General features: G+C 36.0%; 28 protein-coding genes. 14 read left to right on the plus strand and 14 right to left on the minus strand.

Features of this window, described 5'->3' with window-relative positions:
* Window positions 1-88 precede the first annotated feature (88 nt).
* The 5 genes from EL259_RS04205 to EL259_RS08570 all read right to left on the minus strand — a co-directional run bounded on the left by EL259_RS04205 (window position 89) and on the right by EL259_RS08570 (window position 2253).
* Entirely contained in the window at window positions 89-862 is a 774-nt protein-coding gene (locus tag EL259_RS04205; RefSeq protein WP_126599303.1) for a Fic family protein, read from the minus strand.
* Between the two features lie 85 nt (window positions 863-947).
* The gene (locus EL259_RS04210; protein ID WP_126599305.1) at window positions 948-1337 is read right to left on the minus strand and encodes a DUF1640 domain-containing protein; all 390 of its coding nucleotides are present in this window, start codon (window positions 1335-1337) and stop codon (window positions 948-950) included.
* Window positions 1338-1428: 91 nt separating this feature from the next.
* Window positions 1429-1665, minus strand: a complete 237-nt coding sequence (locus EL259_RS04215; RefSeq protein WP_126599307.1) for a hypothetical protein — start codon at window positions 1663-1665, stop codon at window positions 1429-1431.
* Window positions 1666-1747: 82 nt separating this feature from the next.
* The gene (locus EL259_RS04220; RefSeq protein WP_126599308.1) at window positions 1748-2092 is read right to left on the minus strand and encodes a hypothetical protein; all 345 of its coding nucleotides are present in this window, start codon (window positions 2090-2092) and stop codon (window positions 1748-1750) included.
* An 11-nt stretch (window positions 2093-2103) separates the two neighbouring features.
* Window positions 2104-2253 (minus strand): hypothetical protein, encoded by a 150-nt coding sequence (locus EL259_RS08570; RefSeq protein WP_172594218.1) that lies wholly within the window; start codon window positions 2251-2253, stop codon window positions 2104-2106.
* A gap of 196 nt (window positions 2254-2449) precedes the next feature.
* Here EL259_RS08570 and EL259_RS04225 point away from each other — a divergent pair, with 196 nt between their 5' ends.
* The 7 genes from EL259_RS04225 to EL259_RS04250 all read left to right on the plus strand — a co-directional run bounded on the left by EL259_RS04225 (window position 2450) and on the right by EL259_RS04250 (window position 8165).
* Complete coding sequence (locus EL259_RS04225; RefSeq protein WP_126599310.1) at window positions 2450-2884, plus strand: TIGR03757 family integrating conjugative element protein; 435 nt, start codon at window positions 2450-2452, stop codon at window positions 2882-2884.
* The gene (locus EL259_RS04230; protein WP_126599312.1) at window positions 2881-3906 is read left to right on the plus strand and encodes a TIGR03756 family integrating conjugative element protein; all 1026 of its coding nucleotides are present in this window, start codon (window positions 2881-2883) and stop codon (window positions 3904-3906) included. Before EL259_RS04225 ends, EL259_RS04230 begins: the two co-directional genes overlap by 4 nt.
* A 56-nt stretch (window positions 3907-3962) precedes the next feature.
* Window positions 3963-5399, plus strand: a complete 1437-nt coding sequence (locus EL259_RS04235) for an integrating conjugative element protein (RefSeq protein ID WP_126599314.1) — start codon at window positions 3963-3965, stop codon at window positions 5397-5399.
* Window positions 5400-5734: 335 nt separating this feature from the next.
* Window positions 5735-6220 (plus strand): hypothetical protein, encoded by a 486-nt coding sequence (locus tag EL259_RS04240; protein ID WP_126599316.1) that lies wholly within the window; start codon window positions 5735-5737, stop codon window positions 6218-6220.
* Window positions 6221-6278: 58 nt separating this feature from the next.
* Entirely contained in the window at window positions 6279-6440 is a 162-nt protein-coding gene (locus tag EL259_RS08770) for a DUF6693 family protein (protein ID WP_279460133.1), read from the plus strand.
* A gap of 565 nt (window positions 6441-7005) precedes the next feature.
* On the plus strand, window positions 7006-7602 hold the full coding sequence (locus EL259_RS04245) for a DUF6089 family protein (protein ID WP_126599318.1): 597 nt from the start codon (window positions 7006-7008) through the stop codon (window positions 7600-7602).
* A 335-nt stretch (window positions 7603-7937) separates the two neighbouring features.
* On the plus strand, window positions 7938-8165 hold the full coding sequence (locus tag EL259_RS04250) for a hypothetical protein (protein ID WP_126599320.1): 228 nt from the start codon (window positions 7938-7940) through the stop codon (window positions 8163-8165).
* A 355-nt stretch (window positions 8166-8520) separates the two neighbouring features.
* On the opposite strand, the gene EL259_RS04255 is transcribed toward EL259_RS04250, so the two are convergent.
* Both EL259_RS04255 and EL259_RS04260 read right to left on the minus strand, forming a co-directional pair.
* Window positions 8521-8961: a hypothetical protein gene (locus EL259_RS04255; RefSeq protein WP_126599322.1), complete on the minus strand. Its 441-nt coding sequence runs from the start codon at window positions 8959-8961 to the stop codon at window positions 8521-8523.
* Between the two features lie 12 nt (window positions 8962-8973).
* Window positions 8974-9546 (minus strand): hypothetical protein, encoded by a 573-nt coding sequence (locus tag EL259_RS04260; protein ID WP_126599324.1) that lies wholly within the window; start codon window positions 9544-9546, stop codon window positions 8974-8976.
* Between the two features lie 235 nt (window positions 9547-9781).
* Here EL259_RS04260 and mobH point away from each other — a divergent pair, with 235 nt between their 5' ends.
* Both mobH and EL259_RS04270 read left to right on the plus strand, forming a co-directional pair.
* The gene (gene mobH, locus EL259_RS04265) at window positions 9782-11842 is read left to right on the plus strand and encodes a MobH family relaxase (protein ID WP_197721296.1); all 2061 of its coding nucleotides are present in this window, start codon (window positions 9782-9784) and stop codon (window positions 11840-11842) included.
* Window positions 11843-11946: 104 nt separating this feature from the next.
* Complete coding sequence (locus EL259_RS04270; protein WP_126599328.1) at window positions 11947-12723, plus strand: tyrosine-type recombinase/integrase; 777 nt, start codon at window positions 11947-11949, stop codon at window positions 12721-12723.
* Between the two features lie 135 nt (window positions 12724-12858).
* Here the strand turns inward: EL259_RS04270 and EL259_RS04275 are convergent, their stop codons facing one another.
* The 3 genes from EL259_RS04275 to EL259_RS04285 form a co-directional block, all read right to left on the minus strand.
* Window positions 12859-13278: an ESPR domain-containing protein gene (locus EL259_RS04275; protein ID WP_126599330.1), complete on the minus strand. Its 420-nt coding sequence runs from the start codon at window positions 13276-13278 to the stop codon at window positions 12859-12861.
* Between the two features lie 255 nt (window positions 13279-13533).
* Entirely contained in the window at window positions 13534-14340 is an 807-nt protein-coding gene (gene ygfZ, locus EL259_RS04280; RefSeq protein ID WP_126599331.1) for a CAF17-like 4Fe-4S cluster assembly/insertion protein YgfZ, read from the minus strand.
* Window positions 14341-14349: 9 nt separating this feature from the next.
* Window positions 14350-15213 (minus strand): YicC/YloC family endoribonuclease, encoded by an 864-nt coding sequence (locus tag EL259_RS04285; protein ID WP_126599333.1) that lies wholly within the window; start codon window positions 15211-15213, stop codon window positions 14350-14352.
* A gap of 116 nt (window positions 15214-15329) precedes the next feature.
* On the opposite strand from EL259_RS04285, the gene rph reads away from it, so the two are divergent.
* The 4 genes from rph to EL259_RS04305 all read left to right on the plus strand — a co-directional run bounded on the left by rph (window position 15330) and on the right by EL259_RS04305 (window position 18313).
* A complete protein-coding gene (rph, locus tag EL259_RS04290) occupies window positions 15330-16058 on the plus strand; it encodes a ribonuclease PH (RefSeq protein ID WP_126599335.1) in 729 nt (242 codons plus the stop codon).
* 66 nt (window positions 16059-16124) lie between these two features.
* Window positions 16125-17003, plus strand: coding sequence for a co-chaperone DjlA (gene djlA / locus EL259_RS04295; protein ID WP_126599337.1), 879 nt, complete (start codon window positions 16125-16127; stop codon window positions 17001-17003).
* Between the two features lie 60 nt (window positions 17004-17063).
* Complete coding sequence (dusC, locus tag EL259_RS04300) at window positions 17064-18002, plus strand: tRNA dihydrouridine(16) synthase DusC (RefSeq protein WP_126599339.1); 939 nt, start codon at window positions 17064-17066, stop codon at window positions 18000-18002.
* Window positions 18003-18055: 53 nt separating this feature from the next.
* Window positions 18056-18313, plus strand: a complete 258-nt coding sequence (locus EL259_RS04305; RefSeq protein WP_126599341.1) for a hypothetical protein — start codon at window positions 18056-18058, stop codon at window positions 18311-18313.
* 57 nt (window positions 18314-18370) lie between these two features.
* Here the strand turns inward: EL259_RS04305 and purB are convergent, their stop codons facing one another.
* Together purB and hflD are read right to left on the minus strand one after the other, a co-directional pair.
* Window positions 18371-19738 carry an adenylosuccinate lyase gene (gene purB / locus EL259_RS04310; protein ID WP_126599343.1) on the minus strand — a complete coding sequence of 456 codons (1368 nt, stop codon included), beginning with the start codon at window positions 19736-19738 and terminating at the stop codon, window positions 18371-18373.
* 11 nt (window positions 19739-19749) lie between these two features.
* Window positions 19750-20364, minus strand: coding sequence for a high frequency lysogenization protein HflD (gene hflD / locus EL259_RS04315; RefSeq protein ID WP_126599345.1), 615 nt, complete (start codon window positions 20362-20364; stop codon window positions 19750-19752).
* A 188-nt stretch (window positions 20365-20552) separates the two neighbouring features.
* On the opposite strand from hflD, the gene poxB reads away from it, so the two are divergent.
* On the plus strand, window positions 20553-22271 hold the full coding sequence (gene poxB, locus EL259_RS04320; RefSeq protein ID WP_126599347.1) for a ubiquinone-dependent pyruvate dehydrogenase: 1719 nt from the start codon (window positions 20553-20555) through the stop codon (window positions 22269-22271).
* 123 nt (window positions 22272-22394) lie between these two features.
* Here the strand turns inward: poxB and EL259_RS04325 are convergent, their stop codons facing one another.
* Together EL259_RS04325 and EL259_RS04330 are read right to left on the minus strand one after the other, a co-directional pair.
* Window positions 22395-25505 carry an efflux RND transporter permease subunit gene (locus tag EL259_RS04325; protein ID WP_126599349.1) on the minus strand — a complete coding sequence of 1037 codons (3111 nt, stop codon included), beginning with the start codon at window positions 25503-25505 and terminating at the stop codon, window positions 22395-22397.
* A gap of 9 nt (window positions 25506-25514) precedes the next feature.
* Window positions 25515-26729 carry an efflux RND transporter periplasmic adaptor subunit gene (locus tag EL259_RS04330; protein ID WP_126599351.1) on the minus strand — a complete coding sequence of 405 codons (1215 nt, stop codon included), beginning with the start codon at window positions 26727-26729 and terminating at the stop codon, window positions 25515-25517.
* Window positions 26730-26739: the final 10 nt, after the last annotated feature.

Genomic DNA, 26739 nt, shown 5'->3' on the forward strand with positions numbered 1-26739 from the left:
TGGCTAATAGGAGGGTAAATATTAGTTTAACCAGTGTAAGTAGTGCAACAGGTAGGTGAGTTATCTATGGACTATTTGTATATATTTTTTAGTCAAAAGTAGCTTCCCATTCTATAAATTTATCTTTCCATTCTCGGTCTAGCATTTTTAAATTGCGCTCAATACTTTGCTGGACGTTTTTGGCAATAAATTGAATAATTGGGTTAAAATCATTACTAATTGATGCAGTTTCTAAACTTTGATAGTAAGTTTTACTATCTTCTAACTTAATTATGGTAATAGGATAACCATTTTTCATTAATTCTAAATTCATAATGAGCCGCCCAGTTCTACCATTTCCATCTGAAAATGGATGAATTTTCTCAAATTTAGCGTGAAATTTAGCGACTTTTTCAAGAATATGATCGGTGGATGTTTCATACCAGTCCAATAGTGCATCAAGCTCTTCTTCGATATGAAGATAATGAGCAGTTACAGTTCCACTATGGCTTATCCATACATCATGTTGCCTAAATTTTCCTGCAATGCCACGATCAATATCACCAATGATAATTTGATGAAATTCTTTAATGAGTTGTTTAGTTAATGGCTTTTTAACTTTAACTTCATCAACTAAAAAATCTAAGGCAAAATCCTGATTTTTAGCTTCAATATGATCTTTTAAAGGCTTTCCTTTAATTGTAATCCCTTGTTCTAATACGATTTGAGTTTCTCGCAAAGATAAGCTATTTCCTTCAATTGCGTTAGAATTGTAGATGTACGCTTGTTTAACAGTATTGTAGAGTTTATCTAGTACAATTGTGGGTAACGGTCTTTTTATGTTGAGGAAATCTTTTAATTGTTCTATTTTTTTAAAAGACATTTTCATTCCTTACTCAGCAAATGATTAGTAAAATGGGGCCCTTAAAGAGCCCCAATGATAGAGATAAAATATGGTTGATTAGGTATTAATTTTTACTCCAATAACCAAATATTGTAAGTGCAATTGGAATAATAGCAATGATAGCCATAAGCAGCCAACGCAAGATATCGAATTTGGAGTCTATTGCTTCAATTTTCGTATCCATCGCTTCAAATTTAGTATCAAATTTGGTTTCCATCGCTTCAAGTTTAGCGTCGAACTTGTTTTCCATTGCTTTAAGCTTGGTGTCAAACACTTCAAGCTTAGCGTCAAACGCTTCAAATTTAGCATCAAACTTAGCCTCCATCGAATTGAGTTTATTGAGTACTCTATCCATATCAGCCTCCGTTTTCAGTTGTATTAAGTTTACGATTGCTTTTTGTTCCTCAGACGGGATTGCCTTGAGATTTTCAGCAATTTTGTTAAAATCGACCACAACGGTTCTCCTTAATTTTGTTAAAAAAGCTGGGAGAACCGTATCCGCTGGGATAAGTTTTCCCAGCGTGGGTCGTGATAGTTAAAAACTATCAGTTAGTGTTAAAGTCAGGAAGACAAACGAATAAAGTATCATTATAATGAATGACCTTTAGTGTTCGTTTATCTCCCTTGACTGGTTCAAAGGTTAAAATGAACCCCGCTTTTCTATGCTGTTCCAGTAGTGAATATACTTGCTGTTTCAGTTTATGGATTAATCGCTTTTCAACGGTACCATTTTTCTGAATTAAGCCTTTAAAAGCGAGAGCTTGTATTTCAATCGTAATCATAGGATTTTCCTCGTAAAAAAGGGGAAATCCTATTTACCCTCAAGGGAAACAGTATTTCCCCTGTGGGTTGATTAAAATACGGCTATTTTTGTAAATAACCAAAAACAGTAAACGCAATTGGAATAATGGCGATAATTGCCATTAATAGCCAACGCATCGCTTCAAGTCTAGCCTCAAATTTTGAGTCCATTGCTTCAAGTTTAGCGTCAAACGTTTCAAGTTTAGCGTCGAACTTGTTTTCCATCGCTTCAAGCTTAACGTCAAACGCTTCAAGTTTAGCATCCAACTTAGCTTCCATCGAATCGAGTTTATTGAGTACTCTATCCATATCAGCCTCCGTCTTCAGTTGTATTAAGTTTACGATTGCTTTTTGTTCCTTCGGCGGAATTGCCTTGAGATTTTTAGCAATATTATTTAAGTCAAGCATTACGGTTCTCCTTAATTTTGGTTAAAAAATACTGGGAAAACCGTACCCGCTGGGATAAGTTTCCCAGCGTGGGTTAAGTAAATATAAGTAGATAAAACAGTAAAAAGTGGCGTAATTACTTTATTAGTAACCGTGCAATCCCAACGCTCAGTACACATCATGCTTCATTCAGCAACGCTGAATTGCTAGCTTACAAAGCCACTAGCACTTTTGCTATCAAAGATAGCGGAGTTACATTCTGAGTATATGAGAATTGCTCTTTTAACGCTATAAAAAATTATCTAATTTTTTAATTTAATTTTTCCTTTCATTTTTTGAACGTTTTTTTAAACTCTTTTTATTTTTGTAAGGACAAAAATGAAAAGATGTATTATCGCTGTCACCTCCATAATGAGTCCGTTGGTATTTGCTAACGCTGCACTTCCGCATGTTGAAGTTTTAGGATTTACCACACAATATCAGCCCTTTGTACAGGCTAAGTTATTAGATAAACAATTTCAGCTTGATAAACTTGATGAGCTCAATGCTGAACTTTCTAAAGGTTTACCAAATAACCTACAACAGGCTGAAGCAGTTATGCGACAACGCATTAACTCGCCCAATGGACGTAAACTCGTTGAACAAATCGAAAATGCAAGCACTGTCATATCACAAGCCTGGCAATTGGGTGTAAAGAAATCTCCCGCTATTGTGTTTATACCAACCAATGGGAAACCTGTTGTTGTGTATGGTCAGCTTAATGTAGCCACGGCAGTAAGTATTTACCGTCAACGCATGGAGAAAAAATCATGAAATTTGATAAAACAAAAATTTCACAAAAGCTCCAACATTGTCTAGTTGGGTTAGGCGTTTTAGCCTGTACTTTACCTGATGTAGCGAGTGCGAGTAGTGGTGTTACTGTCGCACAATTATTACAAAGCTCATCCTCATTAAGTTGTGCCGAGTGGCGTGTAAAGGGAATTTGTATTTGGCTTACTTGCACACCTTTTGGCTGTTATACCCGAACGTCTGTGAAAGTTCGTCATTTCCTGCCAGAAAGTGTTGTATCGGTTTATGACTTTGAAGAAGATAATCCTGTGGCAGAAGCCAAAATGATGGGCGGGAATAAGTTTGTAACAAAATTAAGCACATTAGGAACGCCTCAAGGCGAATTAACAGGTGGCCGTTTTGTTTCCCATAATAAGAGACTTTACAATCAATCTCATATTAAGAATGCTGAATTAATTGGGCATCCTGGGGGTATGATATACACTTTATTAGGCCAACTCGGTTACTTTTGTTCATCGCAATCCTCGCCTTATATGCCGTATTTTTTAAGTGGTTTAGACTTTTTAGAATGGCGTTATCCTACTGTTGAAGCATTTCATCCGTCCTCTCTTACCTTTTTTAGTCGAGAACTTCATAAAGGTAATGATAACTGGGGAAATATCTATCCACGAAATGGTATGGTTACTCAGCAACATTCTTATAAAGGCGCTGCGTTAGTAGCACAACGAGTGGCAGATATCGTGACACGGCCATTTGGTACAAGCTCGCACCTTTATTTTCCATTATCGAAGAAATCACAACCAAGTAATGGCAAATGGTATCCAAAACCAGTCCAAGAGCTTAATAATCAGAACCATAAATGGCAGATGTTGTATCCAAAACTGGAACAAAGTTGTGCCATTTTCCCTGATAAATCTAGTTCAAGAATAGAAACTACCGATCCCTATCAAGATAAATTAAGCCCAAACCATAATTATGCATGGGCCTTATGGCGACCTTATGAATGCTGTAAGCGTCGTGGGCAAACGTTGATTTTCTCAAACTGAAGCAATAATCACACAAGGCAGATATAAACAAACGTAACATAAAAGGATAGGCAAAAATGATGATATTTCGTATGCGCAAGTTCAAAATACATAAAATTCGGTCCATGACATTAGCTGTGACAGGATTATTAGGCACTCAATACGCTGTAGCAGGTGATTACAATTATCAACATGGTGCAATTATTAATGATTATGTTAATTACACCATCGGCGGGGGAAATGTCATTCATCCTATGGCCAGTAGCACGCATCCCGAACGACTTAATGTAGGTGTTGCTTGGAATAGTGATTTAATGTGCGGTAATTTGGATTTTAACAAGTCCATTATTAATGACTTACAAGGGCAAGCAAAAAATAGCATTATGTCCTTATATAACAATATTGTCTCTTCAGCTAAGGGGGCAATTGCTTCCATGCCAGCATTAATGTTACAACGTAGCAATCCTCAACTGTACGATATGTTGACTAATGGTGCTTATCAAGCGAGCTTAGACTTTTCTAACATTAAAACAAGTTGTGAAGCATTAGGTAATAAGATGGCAGATTATGCAGAAAATAGCTGGAAAAATTTAGGGAAAGATACGGCATTAACTGAAATGTTATCTAATAATCAAGTTACAGCTAAAAATTTCCAAGAACGAAAAGAAAATGCTCAACGACAAAATCAAGGTATTAAGTGGGTAGGTGGAGAGAAAAAAGGGGGTGTTGGCCAACAATCCATTCAGACTAATAAAGATGCCGCCACGGCAGGATATAATGTTATACAGAATCGACAGCCTACAGATAAAAGTAATGTATCCCAAAGTCAATGTACGGGTAGAATATGTCAAGTTTGGCGAAACCCTAACGAGGCAAGTCAATGGGTAACAGATGTTGTTGGTGATGAAATCGTTTCTACCTGTTCGGGCAGTAATGGTAAACAATGTGGTGATCAAAAAGAGGGTACAAAAGTAGGTAAGGGATTAACGCCAAAAATTATCCAAGAAGCAGAAGAAGTCAAAAAGAAATTCAATGAGCTTTTTAATAAAAAAGAACCCCCAACTACGCAAGAATTAGAAGACATTAGTTCTTCCACAGTGAAAGTAACTCGTGGATTATTAGAAGCGATAAAAGAGTCGCCTAATCAATCATTATTGGTATCGAAATTAAGTACCGAAATTGGGCTTTCTCGAGCCTTAGAGAAGGCATTATTAGCTAGACGTATGCTCATCGCCTCAATGCGTGAACCTAATATTGCAGCCGCACCAAATGCCATAAAAACATTAGAGCGTTCACTCACTTTATTGGATCGAGATATTGGGCAAGTCAAATTGGAGCTCGAAATGAATCAATTACTTGGCACAAAAACAGCACTGACTGCTTTGCAACAAGTAGAAAATGATAAGATGAAACGTGCTATACCAAATCAAGCAGAAAATACGAATAAGCTCCAAAATTTAGATAAGTCATCTAAAGAAAATAGAGGAATAGTAAAAAGATATAGTGCTAAATAATGTAAAATGTTAGATAATACGAAACGCAACTGATATTTCTAGTAAGCAAACCCATTTGCCCCTTATTTTAAGGGGCTTTTTTTTGTTTTTAAAAAGGAAAAAGGCAAAGGGGGTTGCCTACGGCAACAAGGGGAATGGTTCAAGGGTAAACCGTTTCCCTAAGGGAAACGGGCTTACCCGAAAGGGCTAGAAAAGGTAAAAGGGCTAAAGAGGAAAGTATAAGATATTCAATACCTTAAATTACGTAGTATAACTTAAATTACATAGTATAATATGTGAGAATTGAAAAGCTATAGGTTAAAAATTAGCTTAGTATGTAATTATGGAGATATAAAATGATTAATTTATTAATTTTACTATTAATTTTTAGTATTATTATAGCAATAGGATATTTTATATACAATCTGGTGATTATATCAAACAATATAACTATACTACAAAATAAGTTATTACTCATAGAATTAGATCTTATTCTTTTAGATAAAAAACAGCTAAATTCTAATGATAAAATCATCTATACCACACTAATTTATATTTTAAAAAATTTGATAGATAATTTATCAAATGTTAATTTATTCGGCCTATATGTAATTAGTAGAAATAAAAATATAGTTGATAGAATAAGTGTATGCTATAAAATATCATCTGAAATAGAAAATAACCAGTTAAGGCGCTCTTTTACTAAGAGTAAAAAAATAATTATTGATGCCTTAGAAAATGATATAAAAGAATGGGCTATATGGTTATTCCCTCTTGTATTGACTGGTGTATCCCTTATCATTTTATATGGTCTCTTCTTTATATATCATCTTAATACCTAAACAGAGTAATGACTTAACAGTTACATTTGATTATTTAACAAACTACCAAGGAGCTCATATGCGTAGGCGTATAAATTTTAATTTTAGTCTATTAGACGCTGTTCTTTTTTCGATTCTTTGGGCAGTGATTCTTATGGTTACTATGGGGATAGCTGCACCATTATTTATCTTTTATCTTGTTAAATTTTTCACTGATAGAATGGTAATAGAAGATTGTTAATAATAAATTTCGAACTATAAGTGAGAGTTGGAATCAATAATTTCAACTCTCATTGTATTTCAAGCTATATTTCTAATTGATAGAAAAATTCTACTTATTTTACAGTATTTTTGGTTATTCTCCCTATATCATAAATATTATGAATGATATTAATTTTACTAACTAATTGATAAATATTATATTTTATCTATTTAATATTTATTAAATATTATAACCAATTGAATATATTATGAAAAAAAATTTTTTATAATATATTGACTTTATGTCTAAGCTATCTAAAATGCCTGAGGACGTTTGGAATCTTTTTGAGTCATTTTGATTCCTTTATTCTAGATGTAGATCCAACTGCTTACTTAAGCGTAAGCAGTTTTTTTTAGTTATGGCTAAACAATATAACTATAATTAATACTAGCCTCTTAACTGATTGTATAAAATATCAAAAATAAACATTCCTCATTAAGGTAATCTTTCTAAGATTGTAACAGGTATGACCTGTTTAAAGGATATAGAAAAAATTTAATTTTCCTATATCTTTTTGAAAAATTAAAAACTTGTGAGGTATCATATGAAAAAATCAATATTAACATTAATTGCAGTAACTAGTGTAACTTCAGTATATGCTGACGGTATGCTATCTACCAACCACCAAATGAATACAAACACGAATACGCCTCGACTTTTTGTAGAAGGTGGTCTAGGTGTTACATCTTTAACTGTTAAAAATAAAGATGACATGAAATTAAAACGTAAGAGTTTATTTGAACAAAATTTAGGTCTTGGTGTTGATGTTAATGATAAAGATCTTTTTGTGTTTAAAATGACAAATCTTAACGGTTACAGAGCAAAATATAATAAAAATAGTGATATTGACTTAAAAATTATTAATTTTGACGTGGACTATAAACACCTCTTTTTAAGTGGACATACTCTCCGTCCATATATTAATGGTAGCGTAGGGTTGACAAGAGGAAAAACAAAAATTCTTGTAAATAATAAAGTTACGGATAAGAAAACAACTACTCGTCTAAGTACTGGTTTTGGCGCAGGTGTTCAAGCTAACTTAACAAATAATTTTGTTATGGGTGTAGGCGCAGAATACAAATACTACGCAAGTGATGTTAGCGGTATCAAGGGCAAGGCTTTTGCACGTTATTATTTCTAACATATTTATTTTTTTATAATTTCTAGTTCATATATGCAGTTCTAACCACTTTTTATAAGTGGTTTTTTTATGCGTTTTATTCACCTATGTGATAGTGACTAGGTAAATAAGTTTACTTGGATGAGCGGACATAACAATGGAAGTGCCAACAAAATGCTAATATATAAAGTTATTTAGTAATGTACTTACAAAACTGACTTTCTTAGAGTATGTTTTGTCCGTTTTATCTTATGTGGTTGGGTTTTTATGGCAATGTAGATACGTGGAAGGTATACCAAACTAAAAGCGAAAATAGAACAAATATCATTAAAATCAAAAACTCGTGGAGGTGAAAAATGATAAATGTATTAGCCTTTGTAGTGGTTCTTTGTGCTTTTGTAGCAACTTGGCATTTTTTCTATGAATCTATTATTTCTCCGAATAAAATAACTGTATTACGTACAGAGTTATTGTTGCTTGAAGCAGAATTAAGTTTATTAGATATAAATAAATTAAATGCTAATGATAAAGATGTTTATCATCTTTTAAGTCATGGTGTGGAAAATTTAGTAAACCACTTCTAGGAGTGGTTTTTATAAAATTTACTTCTCACATGTATGGGTAACACTATTATATGTACCACCGTTATCTAGACATTGATCTTTTTTATTAAAAGTTAATGAAACAAATAAAATAATCAAAAAGAGTAATAAAAAACAAGCACCACCTATAATAAATTTAAATGAGGTTTTCATTGTATCATCCTTATATAAAGAAACATATCAGAAGTATAGAGAAACCGTGTCTTTCCCTCTCCAAAGTAAGCTATCTCTTCAATGATAATATATAAGTTAGGAGTAATCAATGTACAAATAACTCTTATAATATTTTTATTTACATTATTGCTACCTTAAGAAAAAAACATTTATTTTTAATATGTTATATTTTCTTTATAAATTCTATATAAATAGCGGTAAGGTGTTCTTGAACTTTAAGAATTTTTTCATAGAAATCTTTGATCTCACGATTTACTAAGGATTGAGCTTGTAGGAAATCCAAAAAGATTTTAAGATTTACATCGTATTGTTTTGTACCGTTTTTGTTTAAAGGAATTAAGCCTTCCCAAGAGTATCTCTCTCCTTTTTCATCATAATTAGGTATAACAGAGGTAGATTGAAATGACTTACTTTGGCATAACGAAAAAATTACGGGTAGAAATTCTAGCTTTAACTCAGGCTTCTTTAATTCTAAAATAATTTCTTTATTATCTAGCTTAATAAGATCATAAAAAACTTCATTCCCTTTGTAGGCTAATAAAGTGATTTTTTCTTGTAAATCAATATCTGTAATGATTTTATTTAACTCTTTTTCTGTAATCATACAATTATTCCTTTAGTCTATAGATGGGAAATGGAAAATTTCTCTTAATTCTGGATGTAAGCAATCTCCATAAAATTTTGTTGCCAAACAAAACCAAAACTGTCTTTGTTTTTCCCATTGCTGTAATTGGTTTTCGAGAGATTTTTTCTTGTCCTCTAAGTTTTCAAAATCCTTAATAAGGATAGAAAAATCCTTGCATTCATTTGGAGATTGAAAAACTTCAATAAATTTTTGCTTTACCTCATCTATAGTTGCTGTATTGAAAAATAGTTCTAGTTTTCTGTCCTCTAGACTATCTATTCGAGAATTAATAAACCCGATTGTACAATTCAAATTATCGCATTCTAGTTGTAATTTAAATTCTTTAATGGCTAATTGAATGAGGGAAATCTTATCATTTTCTATTTTTGGGTCTGAAGTATGAGAAAAATTAATATCTTCAAAAGCTAAAGCTAAACACGTTATTTCAGACTTAATAGCGGAAAGCTCTTGTTTTACTAACCGATATTTTTCTTTTAACGTAGAAATTTCTTGTTTTTTACATCGTATTTGATCGTCAATTTTTATATATGCATCTTTTTCCATATTACAATCCATTATAAACAGTGAATACAAGGTGGAAGACATTAACGCCTTATCATCATAGTCTAGAAAAAAACTCGGTAGAAACAAGGAAAAATCGCCTAGAAATCGAATCAAAAATCTATTTAATTTATGGTTAATCCCATATTTTATTTATGTTAGCTTAAAGAAATTTAAGTTACTTTTTCATATAGTTGTTATGTATCACTTTATCAAAAAATTTTTCCGTAAAAAGCTAATGTCTTCCATACCTGCACCTACAGTTAAAGAAGATAAACCTGGATGGCACTTACCACAAACGGCTGATCAGTTACTAAATACACCACATCGTCAAAAACAACTCAATACTATTTGGCAAAATGTATCGATGACACCTGATAATTTCCAACAGTTGTACGGTGAACCGATAAGACGTTATGCTGAACTGGTACAGCTTTTACCTGCCAGCGAAACACATCACCATGCTTATTTAGGTGGAATGCTTGATCATGGTTTGGAGGTCATTGCTCTTGCTGCAAAACTGAGACAGAATTATGTGTTACCACAAAATGCTCCCCCAGAAGAGCAAGCAAAACAACGAGATGTTTGGAGTGCATTAATCATTTATGCTGCATTGCTACATGATATTGGCAAAATTGCAGTCGACATCAAGGTCGTGCTCGAAAATGAAAAACAATGGTTCCCATGGCAAGGACGACCTACCTTACCTTATCGTTTTTGTTATCATCCCGATAGAGATTATGAGTTACACCCAACATTAGGGACATTTCTGCTTCATTATTTAGTCCCGCCAATAGCGTTAGATTGGCTAGCTACCTTTCCAGGCCCATTTGCTACTTTAATGTACTATGCAAGTGGACATAGTGATAAAGCGGGTATTTTGGCAGAAATTGTGCAGAAAGCTGATCAACTATCTGTAACAATGGCATTAGGTGGCGACATTAATAAACTTGATGAAAGCCCTAAAGTGTCTTTTGCAAAACAGTTACAGTTGGCGCTTCGTCACGTTGTGAAAGGTTTTAATATCAATAATCCTAAAGGAGGGAGTCAGGCCTATGTCAATGAGCAAGGTGTGTGGGTGATGTCAAAAACAACGACAGATGCTGTACGTGCATATTTAGTTAGCCAAGGAATAAGTGTGCCTGTACAAAATGCAAAATTATTTGATGAAATGCAAACATATAAACTTATTGAGCCTGCTTCAGATAATATGGCCGTATGGACGTGTAAAATAGCGACAGAGAGTTGGCAACCACAAAATAATTTTACCTTCTTGCGACTTTCCCCACAATTAATTTGGCCAAACGTAACTGATCGCCCTGAAAATTTTAAAGGCACTATTACGCCTGTGGATAGTGAAGGAAACATCCTTAACCTTGATACAGTAAATGAATCGCCAAAACCAGTTATTGATACTGAACCAGTGTTAGACGTACCTACTGCTGATACAGTAATAGATCAGACGAAAAACCTAGATGATACTTTAATGGATGCCGTATTAGATATGTTTGGTAGTACTGAAACCTCAGAGCCTGCAGAAATTTCTACGATAGACGAAGTACCAGCGGCAGTAGAACTTTCCCAAGTTACAGAAAGTGAAGTTTCACCAATTGAAGCAGAAGCAATACAAAATACTGACCCAGTAATAGAGTCAATATCAATTGAAACGGTAGCGATTGAAAAACAAGAAAAACAGGAATCACGTCAACCTAGAACGCCAGCTGTAATGGTAGATGCTAATATGCCGAAAATTAGAGAACGTGAATCAACTTTACCTCCAACCGATTTAACCACTCTTCCACGTGTTAGTAATACGCCTAAAAATTTTGTGAAACCACGGCAACCTCAACCTGTGCAGCCGACCAAAACGAGTTTAGATCCGTCAAATAAAATTCAAATTGATGATTTTATTCAATGGGTAAAAGTAGGGTTTCAGACTAATAAGATTAAACTGAATCAAAGCGATGCATTACTGCATATTGTTGAAAATCACCTTTTTATGGTTACCCCACAAATCTTTCGTTTGTACGTTATTGAGCAAACAGGACGAAGTGATCAGGTGCTATGGGAATCATTACAGAAAGACTTTCAAAAACTAAATTTACATACCGTACGATATGATAGCGAAAGTAAAGATTATTATAACTTTTGGACGGTTAAAATTCAGGGAAGTTTGCGAGAAACAGAATTAACTGGATATTTAGTAAAAAATTTTGCATACTTCATAGGGAGCAGGACTGTTCTAAACAATCATCATTTGAAATTACAAGGAAACTTAACAAATGAAAGTAACCATTGATATAATCATGAAAAAATTTTTACCATAAATATTTACGAGAAGATACAATAGCCTCTTATACAAAGGTAGTTAAACAATTTAACAAACATTTTCCTAATCAGGATATGCGGGTATTGAAGTCTTCGGATATTATTGAGTGGCGACGAGTGATCTTGTTACGGTTAAAACCCGTTAGTTGGAATAATTATGTTCGCCATCTAAAAGCGATTTACGCTTTTGGTATTGATCAAGCACTCTTGCCAAAACCCAATCCATTTAAATATTGTTCACTACGAATTGGCAAACCACAGAAAAAAATATTTAATCCAGAGCAAATTAAGCAAATCAATGATATTTTTCAGCAGGAGCATGTACCAGATTGGTGTTCTCCGCTGTGGTTTTATGAGGCAGTCATTAAAACGTTGTTTTATACTGCAATTCGTCGCAGACAGTTATTAAATCTTACAATAGAGAATGTTGATCTTAATCGTGGTATATTCTCATTACCTGCATCAATCAATAAAAATGATTGTTATCATGAATTGCCGATTAGTAAAGCATTACGCCCAGCGCTAGAAAAATTGTTACTTGAGCATGAGTTAAGGGGGAGTTTACCGAAGGAGCAATTGTTTAACAGAAACAAATTTACGCTAGCAACGTATCGGCAAGGTAAAGAAATGACCAGCGCTCAACTCACGTATTTTTTTGAAAAATTAAGTGCATTGGCTGGCTTTAGAATTACCCCACATCGATTCCGCCATACTGTGGCAACAAATCTGATGAAGAATCCAAAGAATCTTTATGTTGTTAAACAGTTATTAGGCCATTCTTCCGTCAATGTCACGTTGGAGTATATACATGATGATCCAGAAACACTGCGAAATATTGTAGATAATATATAAATAGTCATTATTAATTTGCAAGACCAGCAAAAAAGTATATAATAGCGACGTTCGTTTTTTAATCGTTGCGATGGCTAAAAAGAACAGTCCTGAACCATGAATGGTCAGATCACTTCTCACGTCCCCCCTGATTTCTCAAAATGTGATGTTATTCCCTACTGCAGACACATATGAATCAGTTGTTGAAATATCGTTTCCCATAGCTTGAATGCTTGAGCCATAAATTTTTAGATTTTTGCCAAGTGCTTCAATTTGGTTAACATTTGTTGCAGAGGTATCATTTGTTGTTATGTTATCTCCAATAATTGTTTTTTGATTATTGGAGGATAGTTTCGTATTTAATTTTTTAAAATTATATGATTGTTTATATGTATGAGAGGAAGGCGGTGGGGTATCTGTTGCTAAAACTTGTCCAGAGATCAATAAAGTACAACCTAGAATAGCTGTATTTTTAATTATATTACGACCTGTTTTAGTTGTTGATTTTGCAAGCTCTGAAACAACAACTAACCGTTGATTTATTCGATCAAAAATTATTTTAAAGATTCTATTCATTTTAACATCCTTCCAACAAAATTATAAAAAAAAAAGAAGTAAAATAATTTTACTCCTTTAAAACCATACATATTTAATACTATTTGTCCAGTATAAGTAAGATTAAATTATTTAAAAATACATCCTAATAGGTACTTATGCATTTGATAATTGTTTTTAAAATGTTAAATTATTGTTAATATTACATAAAATGAACAAAATCCAAAATAAAAAATTTTTTTAGATTTAAAGTAAATTTCATTATATATAAATTTACTATAATGGGGTTAAATTGATCGTTCCTAATTTAAAGATTTGATTTGGTTCAGGATTAGTTAAAATTACTTCTAGCCAGAGCGTATCACGGTAAATGGCATGATTAAGGATGTGCCCTGTTTTACGCCAGTTTTCTCCGACAAGGGTTTCTATTTCGTGACCGTTAAGGTAAGGGGTATTTGGTGCATGGAAAATATACATTGCACGTTTGTTGATGCCTCGGTATTTCGCACGAGCAATGGTTTCTTGTCCAATGTAGCAACCTTTGGTAAAGCAAATGGCATTTTCAATATCCTGTAAATTCATCGCTTGTGGGATAAATTCATTTTGGCTTTCTGGACTGAGTAGAGGAATACCCGCTTTTATATCGGCAATTTTCCACAGTGCATAATCGGCAAAATCGTGATTAGTTTGCACAGTTTCGCATACGATAAATTCACGCCCATCGGCTAAATTAAAGCAAAAATTTTGCGGAAAATCGGGGCGTGTCGCATTGTTTTCGGGTTGCCAGCCGAGAATTTGCCAATCTAATGTTTCAAAGGTCACTTTAGAAAAAATCGCATATTTATTGAGATCTTTAAGGCTACTTTCTAATAATTCATTGTGAATGAGGGCATAGAAAGTTTGTTCATCTTGGCGATAAAGGCGAAAAATTGTTTGTACTTTGCCTTTAGCATCACAATGGGCAGTCAGCGTTTGTGTGTTGGCTTTAAGATTTACCACATCGCAAGTAAGCTGACCTTGTAAAAATTTTTCACTATCTACGCCACTGATGCGAACTAAGGTTATCGGGAGTTGAAAGAGCATAATGACTCCTTATTCGAGGTTTTGAATTTGTTCACGCATTTGTTCAATTAACACTTTTAATTCAACCGCACTTGCAGTGACATCCGCATTAATTGATTTTGATGCGAGAGTATTTGATTCACGATTAAGTTCTTGCATCATGAAGTCGAGTTTACGACCGACAGCACCACCTTGACGTAAAATGCGTTGTGTTTCTTTAACGTGAAGTTGAAGGCGATCTAATTCTTCGGCAACATCTAGGCGTTGAGCAAGAATAACCATTTCTTGTTCAAAGCGTTGTGGATCCGCTTCGAGTTGTGCGTCTGCAAAGCGTTGTTGTAAACGCTCACGTTGCCATTGTAAAACCTCTGGCATTTGCGCACGGACTTTGTCTGCCTCTTGTGAGATAGCTTGGAGGCGTTCATCAATAAGAAGATGTAATTTTTCGCCCTCACGACCACGCATTGCGATAAATTCTTTGAGGAGCTCATCAAATCCTGCGAGCAAATCTTGGCTGATTTGGTCTAAATCTTGTTCTTGAGCTTCAACGACTCCTGGATAACGTAAAATATCCATTAGGTTAATTTCACCACCGCCGACTTGTTGTTTTAGCCATTGGAGCGATTGAATAACTTGTCCAGCAAATTCTTGATTGATGTTAAGCCCTGCATCTTTTGATGGGACCATATCAATGCGAAGGGAACATTCTACTTTTCCACGGGTCAAAGCATGGCGTAATGTTTCACGTAAGGTGTTTTCTAATCCACGGAAAGCCTCAGGTAAGCGGAAAAATGTTTCAAGATAGCGTTGGTTGACACTACGCATTTCCCAAATTGCGCAGCCCCAATCTTTTTTGATTTCCACACGGGAAAAAGCAGTCATACTGTATAGCATTGTGAATCCTTTTATTTATTAAAAATATCGTTAGTTATTGTACTGTTAAATTTCTATTCTGTCAGTTTGCGTGTTAAGATGTCGCAATTTTTTGAAATTAGAATCGAGGAATAACTATGCAAAGCCAACGTCCAAATGCGCGTCCATTTGATAAGATGCGTGATATTAAAATTACACGCCATTATACCAAACATGCGGAAGGTTCCGTATTGGTAGAATTTGGTGATACGAAAGTGCTTTGTACCGCAAGTATTGAGGAAAGTGTTCCACGCTTTTTGAAAGGTCAGGGCAAAGGTTGGGTGACGGCTGAATATGGCATGCTTCCACGCTCAACCCATAGCCGTATGCAACGTGAAGCGGCAAAGGGCAAACAGGGTGGACGGACGATGGAGATCCAACGCTTAATTGCTCGTTCTTTGCGTGCAATGGTAGATTTAGAAGTGTTAGGTGAAAATACCATTACGTTAGATTGCGATGTTATCCAAGCGGATGGCGGTACTCGTACTGCATCTATTACTGGGGCAGCCGTGGCGTTAAGCGATGCGATCGCTTATTTATTAGTGGAAGGGAAAATTAAAACAAATCCGATTAAAAATCTTGTGGCAGCAGTATCCGTAGGAATTGTCAATGGAGAGGCCGTATGCGATTTAGAATATATTGAAGATAGCAATGCGGAAACGGATATGAATGTAGTGATGTGTGAGGACGGTCGTATGATCGAAGTTCAAGGCACTGCAGAAGGCGCACCATTTAGCCATGAAGAATTATTAACTTTATTAAGTTTGGCTAAACAAGGATGTGAACAAATTTTTGCTGCACAACATGAGGCACTAGCAGAAAATTAATTGAACTCACGCCACATAAATCGCATAAATTTTTACGATTTTTGTGGCGTTATTTGAGGAGCAAATATGTTTATTGGAAAAATTGTTGGGGCAATCATCGGATTAAAATTTGGTGGTTTTTTTGGCATGATTGCGGGGATTTTCGTAGGACACTTAGCAGATAAGAAAATTTACGAATTAGGCAGTGTTCGCTCTAGCATTTTTAGACGTAAATTAACTCGCCAATCGCTTTTTATGCAAACAACTTTTGCGGTACTTGGTCATTTAAGTAAAGCGAAAGGGCGTGTGACAGATGAAGATATCGCACTTGCGAATAATCTGATGGCACAAATGAATTTGGATCAGGCGGGGATAAAATTAGCACAAGATGCATTCACCCGTGGTAAAGATGCGAATTTCCCATTACGCCAAGCGATTCAAGAATTTCGTGAAGGTTGTGGACAACGTAATGATTTATTGCGTATGTTCTTAACAGTGCAGGTAAAAGCGGCTTTTGCTGATGATGTTTTAGATCCACGTGAGCAGGAAATCTTATATATCATCGCTGAAGAATTGGGCGTGTCACGTTTCCAATTCGATCAAATGATTGCGATGGAATTAGCTGCACGTCAATTCCGTGGTTTCTACCAACAAGCAGGTGCTGGCGGTTTCTATCAACAGCAAGATACCGATGGTTTCCACGATTACAGCCAACAACAGCAATATCATCAATATCAACGTAACGGTGGACCAACATTGGCGGATGCATATCAAGTGTTAGGTGTGTCTGAAAGTGATGATCAACAAACGGTAAAACGTGCTTATCGCCGATTAATGAGTGAAAATCACCCAGATAAATTGATTTCTAAAGGCTTGCCAAAAGAAATGTTAGAAATGGCAAAAGAGAAAACCCAACAAATCCAAGCAGCTTACGATTTAATTCGTAAAGCGAAAGGGTGGCGTTAAGCGATAATGTTGTAGAAAACCGCTTTGCAAAGAGCGGTTTTTTTATTTTAAGGATAAAAAATGCGTGTCATTTTAGCACCAATGCAAGGCGTGTTAGATTATTTTATGCGGGATTTATTAACCCGAGTGAATCATTATGATTTGTGCGTAACGGAGTTTGTGCGGGTAGTGGATAGTTTATTACCCGAGAAAACTTATTATCGCATTTGTCCAGAATTATATGAGAATGGATTGACGCAAGCAGGGACGCCTGTGCGTGTTCAGATCCTTGGGCAACATCCGCAATGGTTAGCTGAAAATGCAATGCGTGCCATTGCGTTAGGATCGCATGGCGTGGATTTAAATTGTGGTTGTCCATCTAAAACTGTGAATGGAAGTCAAGGTGGGGCAAGTCTGTTAAAAGATCCCGAATTAATTTACCGAGCAACTCAGGCAATTCGTAAAGCCGTACCTGCAGAGCATACGGTAAGTGTGAAAGTGCGTTTAGGTTGGGATAATCCTGATCATGCGTTTGAAATTGCTGATGCGTGTCAGCAAGGCGGTGCAACGGAAATTGCAATTCATGGGCGTACTAAGATGGATGGCTATAAAGCGGAACGTATTAATTGGGAAAGAATTGGTGAGGTGCGTGAAAAATTACGTATTCCCGTTGTTGCCAATGGTGAAATTTTTACTTACCAAGATGGTCAACGTTGCCAGCAAATTACGGGTTGCCAAGATTTGATGGTAGCACGTGGGGCATTAAATGTGCCGAATTTAAGCGATGTTCTTAAACAAAATGCAGATAAATTAGATTGGGGAAGTGGTGTAATGCCGATGATTCGCGCTTATTCACAAGTAGAGAATCAATTTGATAGCGGTTTTTATCATATCGCTCGCATTAAGCAATGGTTGCAATATTTGAAAAAGGATTATTCTGAAGCAATCGATCTTTTTGAAAAGATTAAAACCTGCCATTGCGCCGATGAATTAAGAATCTTGTTGCAGTCTGCAAATTAAGCGTTAAATTAATGACAATATAAATCGTATTTTTAAAAAAATGGGCAAAGTTTATGGCTGAAAATAATCAAAATAATGGTGGATTTATTTTACTGAAGATGTTTTTAATCTGCTGGGGATTTGCATTCGTCTTGATGTATTTTGCTAATGCAATCCTTATTGGAATTAATGCAAATGTTGCACAAATGATGAAACAATTAGCGTCTTTATTTGTGCCTTGTATCGAATATTCTTTTGTTGCATCGTTACTCTTGGTACTTTTCTATGGTAGAAAATACCAACGATTTTTACAGAATAGAAAGAAACCTTAATAATTTAAAGTAAACAAAAAAGGACGAGAATATTCGTCCTTTTTCTTTAAGTTATGATTAGCAACTTTCTGCAAGTTCTTCGGCTAAGCCGATATAGGTTGCTGGCGTTAGCGCTTTAAGTTCTTGTTTTACATTTTCTGGTAATTCAAGCGTGTCAATGAAAGCTTGCATTGCCTGTGCATCTACACGTTTTCCGCGAGTCAATGCTTTAAGTTTCTCGTAAGGTTTTTCAATACCATAACGACGCATCACCGTTTGGATAGGTTCAGCTAACACTTCCCAGTTTTGATCGAGTTCAGCGAGTAGGTGGGCTTGATTTACTTCTAATTTACTTAAACCTTTGTTGGTGGAAGCATAAGCAATAAGACTGTAACCAATACCTACGCCAAGATTACGCATTACAGTTGAATCGGTTAAATCACGTTGCCAACGAGAGATAGGTAATTTTGCACTTAGATGTGCCATTAATGCATTGGCAATACCTAAATTACCCTCTGAATTTTCAAAATCAATTGGGTTGACTTTATGTGGCATGGTGCTTGAACCGATTTCACCCTTAACGGTGCGTTGTTTGAAGTGACCTTGTGAGATATAGCCCCAAACATCGCGATCGAAGTCGAGAAGAATGGTGTTAAAACGAGCTACGCAGTTAAAATATTCGGCGATAAAATCGTGCGGCTCGATTTGGGTACTGTATGGGTTCCAAGTTAAACCAAGTGAAGTGACAAATTCTTCGCTGAATTGGCGCCAGTTGACATTTGGATAAGCAATAATGTGCGCGTTATAGTTACCCACTGCACCATTAATTTTACCAAGAATTTCAACTTGTTGAAGTTGATTAAGCTGGCGATTTAAACGGTAAGCCACGTTTGCCATTTCTTTACCAACCGTAGTAGGAGTTGCAGGCTGTCCGTGTGTACGTGCAAGCATTGCAACCGCTTTATTTTCATTAGCTAATCGTTTGATATTATTGATTAAATTTTCCCATTCTGGAACGATAACGCTTTCGTGGGCATCTTTTAACATTAATGCATAGGCAAGGTTATTAATGTCTTCAGAAGTACACGCAAAATGGAAAAATTCAGCGATCCTTTCAAGTTCCGCTACCGCAGTACTTTTTTCTTTCAGAAAATATTCAACGGCTTTTACGTCATGGTTGGTGGTACGTTCAATTTCTTTAACACGCAGTGCATCTTCAGCACTGAAGTTATCAATAATACTATCTAAATAAGCGTTTGCTTGTTCAGATAAAGGCGCAACTTCTGCAATTTCTGCTGTGTGTGCTAATTTTTGTAACCAGCGGATTTCTACAATTACACGGTTTTTAATTAGTCCAAATTCACTAAAGAGTGGCTGCAATACTTTGGTTTTGCTTTGATAACGCCCATCAATCGGGGATACGGCAAAAAGAGAAGAAAGCGTCATATTTTTTCCTATTAGTTAATACAATTTAGAATATCAAGAGTCGTGTCAATAAGTTTGCCGCGGGCAAATAGGAATTGCCATTTTGAACCTCCCATTTGACGCCATAAAACGGCAGAACGTATGCCAGCAAATAAACATGCACGAATACGATCCTGAATATAAGGGTTAGAGAGGTGTTCCACCGAACCTACAATTTGAATTTTAACCCCAAGTGGGCTAATCAAATCAGAATAGATACTTGCAAGGGATGCACAAACTTGTTCACTCGTAATATCGTAGTGGTTTAATTGGGTTGGGAGGTAAGCAACACGTTCAGCAATTGCTTTTTTGATATCTACTTCTTTTCTTAATTTTCCTTCAAGGGCGATTAAGCGAAGAAAATAGCGACCGATTTGTTTATCTGTATCGCTGAGTTGTTGACAAAGTTCTTCTAGACCATGGCGCAATTTTTCAGGATTATATCCGTAAACTGCCATCATTGAGTCATGGTCTCTAGGTACGGTTGTTTCAAGGAGTAAGCGAAAATCTGCTTCATCAGCTTTTCCGTAATGCGCAAAATCGGATGCTAATTTGGCAGCGAGACAAACTCCAGCTAGGGACATTGTTATATAACTATAATCTTTCATGGGATGGCTCATTTATAATTTGAGGTTGACATAAAAATCTTGCTCATCATACCAGCTTTTTCCTTATCTTTTAACTGATTATGAAAAACCACCTAAATAACTATTGTTTAAACAAAATACTCATAATAGAATGCGATCAAATTCCAAACACCAATAGGATGGATTTTAAACATGTATAAGGAGAAAGTATGAAAATTTCTGATTATATGGTTGACCTACTTAGTGCCGCAGGTGTGAAGCGGATCTGGGGGGTAACAGGCGATTCTCTCAATGGCTTAGTTGATAGTATGCGTAAACAAGGTCAGATTGAATGGGTTGGTACTCGTCATGAAGAAGTTGCTGCTTTTGCTGCTGGTGCCGAAGCTGGAATAACAGGGGAACTAGCTGTATGTGCAGGTTCTTGTGGCCCAGGTAATATGCACTTAATGAACGGTCTGTATAATTGTTATCGTAACCATACACCTGTCCTTGCTATTGCAAGTGATATCCCATCTAGTGAAGTTGGAACAGACTATTTCCAAGAAACAGATCCTGTTTATCTTTACAAAGAATGTAGTGTTTATTGTCAAAAAATTACCAATCCAGAACAAATGCCTCAAATCCTTGAAACTGCAATGCGTCAAGCCATTTTAAAACGTGGCGTTGCAACCATTGTAGTACCAGGCGATGTATTAGAAATGGATATGCCGAAAGGCGTGGGAATTAAATGGCAAAAACCTGAATTGCCACATTATTCTGCTTCAGCGGATGAATTGGCAAAATTAAGCGAAATGCTGAATAATTCTGAACATATTACTTTCTTCTGTGGTGCGGGTTGTAAAGATGCACGTGAAGAAGTCATTGCGTTAGCGAAAAAATTGAAGGCACCGATTGTGCACGCATTCCGTGGAAAAGAGTACATGGAATATGACAATCCAAATGATATGGGGATGACAGGGCTTTTAGGATTTGAATCAGGTTATCATGCACTAGAAAATGCAGATACGGTTCTACTCCTTGGTACTGGTTTCCCATTCCGTGCTTTCTATCCGAAGAATGCACGCATTATCCAAATTGATATTGATCCTGGTGCATTAGGCCGTCATACCCAAATTGATCTTGGTATCGTTGCAGATATTAAAGAAACAGTGAGTGCTTTACTTCCTCTAGTCAAAGAAAATGACAATGAAGTGTTCTTGGATAATTGTTTAAAACATTATAAAAAGACACGAGCAGATTTTGATAGTAAAGCAGATATCAAACCAGGCGATAAACGTATTCATCCACAAACACTCTTTAAAATGATGAGTGATAAAGCAAATTCTGATGCGATATTTACTTTTGATGTGGGAACACCAACACTTTGGAGCGCACGTTTCTTAAAAATTGGTAAAGATCGTCGTTTATTGGGCTCTTTCCACCACGGCAGTATGGCAAATGCGATGCCTATGGCATTAGGCGCACAAATTGTTGATCGTAATCGTCAAGTCATTGCGATGTGTGGAGATGGTGGATTTTCAATGCTCATGGGAGATTTTTTAAGTCTTGTTGAGCATAAATTACCTGTTAAAATTGTTGTGTTAAATAACAGTTGTTTGTCTTTTGTTAATATTGAAATGATTGCCGCAGGGTATTTATCAACAGCAACTGATATGGTTAATCCAAGTTTTGCTGCAATTGCTGATGCGTGTGGTGTAAAAGGCTTTAAGGCAACTGAACCAGAAAACTTATCTAATACAATTGATGAATTCTTAGCTCACGATGGTCCTGCATTATTGGAAGTGATCACGGATAAAAATGAAATCGGTATGCCACCGAAAGTAACGAATGAACAACGCAAAGGGTTTGCGATCTACATGTTGAAAGCCGTCTTTAATGGACATGGTAATCAACTGATTGATATTGCAAAAACAAATCTTAGACGTTAGATTTTTATAAAAAAACACGCCTCAAAAATCATAAATTTTTATGAAAATTGGGGCGTGTTTTATTATTTTTAATAAAAAATAAAAGGGCGAAGATTAACTTCGCCCTAATTGTTTTAAGCAAGATTACTCAGTTGTTTTTGATTTTTCTGCTAAGGCAGAGGGTTTATTTTCATCAAAAACTTTAAGAGGTTTATGACGTGTCGCTAGGTAAGTATAAATTACCGGTAAGATAAATAAGGTAAAGAATGTTCCGATACCTAAACCTGATACGATAACGATACCAATACTAAAGCGTGAAACTGCCCCAGCGCCGCTTGCATAGAGGAGTGGGATTAAACCCGCAATCATCGCTGCTACTGTCATTAAGATTGGGCGTAAACGAATTTTAGCCGCAATCATAATCGCTTCAATACGTGACTTACCTTGTAATTGTTCTTCTTTTGCGACTTCACACATTAAAATACCGTGTTTAGTAATTAGACCGATTAATGTAATAAGCCCAACTTCCGAATAGATATTTAATGTTGCCCCTGCAACAGGATCACGTGGGAAGGAGCAAATATTAAGGACTAATAATGCACCACTCACTGCAAGTGGAACAGATACTAAGATAACCAACGGATCACGGAAAGATTCAAATTGAATAGCTAATACAAGATAAATGATCAATATCGCTAAAACGAAGGTGAGTGCAAGCGTACTGCCTTCTTGTACATATTGACGAGCTTCACCTCTAAAGTTAATTTGATAACTTTTCGGTAAATCTTGTTTTGCTGTTGTTTCCAACCATTTCACCGCATCTCCCATAGAAACGCCAGGCATCTGTACAGCAGAAATCGTTGCCGCATTAAGCTGGTTAAAACGAGGTAATGAAGCAGGTGAAGATTCAACGTGCATAGTGATAATGCTAGAAAGCGGAATAGATTCACCACTAGCAGTTTTTACGAAGAATTTTTTCAAACTTTCTGGTGATAGGCGATCAGCACGTTTTACTTGAGCAATAACTTTATAGGCACGCCCATCGATATTTACACGAGTAATAGTCGGAGCCGCTAAATAGCTACCTAATGCATTAGCAATTTGTTGCATTGAAATGCCGTAAGTACGGGCTTTATTACGATCGATTTGTAGATCAACCTCTGCCGTATCAAATTTTAAATCAAGGCTTGAAAAAATAAATTTACCTGACTTACGCATTTTTTCTAAAAACTCTTGAGCAATTGGTGCTAATTTACGATAGCTATCATTTGTACTGATGACGAATCCAATTGGTGGTCCCATTTCTCCCGTATTAATTTCTGGAAAACCGAAAGCAGAAATACTCATTTCTGGAATAGCTTTTGCCTGACGGTTAATCTTCGCTGAAATTTGAGCTTGGGTTTCTTTACGATCTGCCCAGTCTTTTAACATTACAATACTAATTGCTTGATTGCTCGTTGGATTACCTGAGATGACCATCTGTGATGTGACATTCGGATTTTTCTTAACGAGGTTTTCAAACTGTTTCATTGAATCTTGAACGTAGTCAATGTTTGCCATTGCAGGCGCATTACCCATTACAAAGAACGCACCTTTATCCTCTTGCGGTACCATTTCGGTTGGTAAAGAACGGAGTAGGAATGGTAGGGTAATGAAAATACCTACCGCAAAAGCAAGTGCCCAACCACGATAATACATAATTAAGTTGAGTATTTTGAGGTAAGATTGCGTTACTTTGTTTAAAGTGGAATCTACAATCTGCTCAAATTTACTTGGGTTATCATTTTCTTTCATCAACTTACTACACATCATTGGTGAAAGTGTCAGAGCGATGATACCTGAGATAAATACGGTGCCCGCTAAGGTTAGAGCAAATTCTTTAAAAAGTGAACCTGTAATCCCACCCGTTAAGGCAATAGGTGCATAAACCGCTACGAGTGTTAGGGTCATAGAAATAACAGGAACAGCAATTTCACGTGTACCAATAATAGCCGCACGGAAAGCTGTTTCTCCCCCTTTAACATGGCGGTCCACATTTTCTAATACAACGATCGCATCATCTACAACTAGCCCGATTGCAAGAATCATTGCCAGAAGTGTCATTAAGTTTATGGTAAATCCACAAACTTGTAGTAAGAAAATTACCCCAATCAATGAAAGTGGAATTGTGACAATCGGTACAAGGATTGCACGCAATGAACCGATAAAGAGCAAAATAACGATTAATACGATAACAGTTGCTTCAACAATGGTTTTAATTACTTCGTGAATAGAACTATCAATTGATAAAGTAGAATCGTATAACACGGAAGTATTGATGCCGTTTGGTAATGCTGCTTTGATTTGAGCATAAAGAGGCATAATAGCTTTTACCACGTCAATCGGGTTAGCAGTTGAATTTGCCTCAATCGATAAAATTACAGCATTTTTACCATTTGCTGTAGCACGTACCTTATCACTTGCTTTGTTGAGCTCCACCGTTGCGATATCTTTTAGGCGAACAATATGATTATCTTTATCGGAAATGATTAAATTTTTTAATTCATCAATCGTATTGGTAGTGGTATTAATCTTATTACGATAGGTTACATAATAGCCATTCTCACTTCCTGCGGCAGCTTGTAAGTTATTCGCAGTGAGCACTTGCATAACTTGTGATATAGAGAGATGTTGAGCTGCGAGTTTTTCTGGATCAAACCAAATACGCATTGCATAATCGGCAGCTCCGAAAATATCAACTTGTGCGATACCAGGAATCGTGAAAAATTGTGGTTTTACAACGCGCTCAATATAGTCCGTTACTTGACTTGCGTTAAGTTTATTGGAATAGAATTGGAAATAAATAATCCCTGTCCCACCACTACTTGAGGTAATTACGGGATCTTCAATACCTGTTGGTAATTTAGAACGGACAGCATTTACTTTAGATAAAATATCAGCCAACGCTTCATTTGGGTTGGTATTCAATTTCATCTTGATTGTAATGTTTGAACTACCTGGACTACTTGAAGATGAAATGTAGTCAATATTATTTGCTTGAGCAATAGATTCTTCTAGCGTAGATGTAACAAAAGATTGCATTAATCCCGCATCTGCACCTGGATAGATCGTTGATACATTCAGAACAGTTGTTGTCATCTCAGGATATTGCCGTACGTTAAGTTTAGCTAACGCTTGTAATCCTAAAATTACAATTAGCAAACTAATAGAAGCGGCTAATACAGGACGACGAATAAAAATATCAGTAAATTTCATCGTGCTTCCTTATAGATTACCTGGATCTTTAGGTGGTGTTACCCCAATAAGTGGTTTGTTTTCCACATATACGAGTGAATTGTTGTTTAAGCGTTGCATACCGCCAACAACAAATCTTTCACCAAATTTGAAGTTATCCTGTGCTAGATGTGCATAAGTGCTACGGCGATCTAAAACGGTGATTGGCGTTTGTTTTACGCGGTAAACATTCTCAAGATTACGTTTTTGAGCAAACATTTGTGTATTAGCTAAAGCATCTTTCTCGTCTTTAGATAGTGGGGACAAGATATAGATAAAGTTACCGTACATATTGTAGCTAACCGCAATTTGCGGTACGACAAATTGGTTTTCTTCTGTACTGACTTGTACGCTCAAGCGGACAAACATACCAGACATGAGCGGATATTTTTCTTGGTTTTTAAATACGGCTTGTACTTCAACTAACCCGGTATTTGCATCAACAGCGGGATCTATCGCTGTAATGGTTGCAGTGAAAGTTTGATTTGGGTAAGCGTCTGTTGTTGCAAGAACTTTTTGACCTACATGTAGGAGATCAAGGTGTTTTTCGGAAATACCAAAATCAACCTTCATTTGGCTATGATCTTCTACGCGGATAATATCTGTTCCTACATTAACAAATTGTCCAACATTGACTTTCACAATCCCTGCAATGCCTGAGAATGGTGCAACGATCTGACGGCGGTTAATTCCAGCTTCCATTGATTTAATGCTTGCGACGAGAGAATCATAAGCCGCTTTAGCGTTATCTAATTCTTGTTTAGAAACACTTTGGGTTTTATATAATTTTACGTAACTATGATAAGTTTGAGCGACAGAGGCAAGTTTCGCTTTGCTTGCATTTAATTGTGCGATTTCAACGTGACTGTCAAGACGTACTAAGACTTCACCTTTTTTTACCAACTGACCTGATTTCACCAAAATTTCAGATACCACGCCAGATGCTTGGGATTGCAACATCGTTCCCTGGTTTGGGCGGATAGTTGCTGAGGTTTGAATTTCTGGAATCCAGGTTTGTGGTTTAAAAGTTTCTACCGTGACAGGTTCTGCTTGTTGTGGTAAATGCGACAAAATTTTATTTGTCATATAACTTTTCACAAAATTTGCACCAATCATAATAATGAAAATAACTAAAATAATGATGAGTGCAATTTTGAGAATAATTCCATGTTTTCTAGGTGGTTTTTTAGTTTGCTCAATAGACATAATTGCTCCA

The organism is Actinobacillus delphinicola, assembly GCF_900638385.1.
Classification (GTDB): domain Bacteria; phylum Pseudomonadota; class Gammaproteobacteria; order Enterobacterales; family Pasteurellaceae; genus Actinobacillus_C; species Actinobacillus_C delphinicola.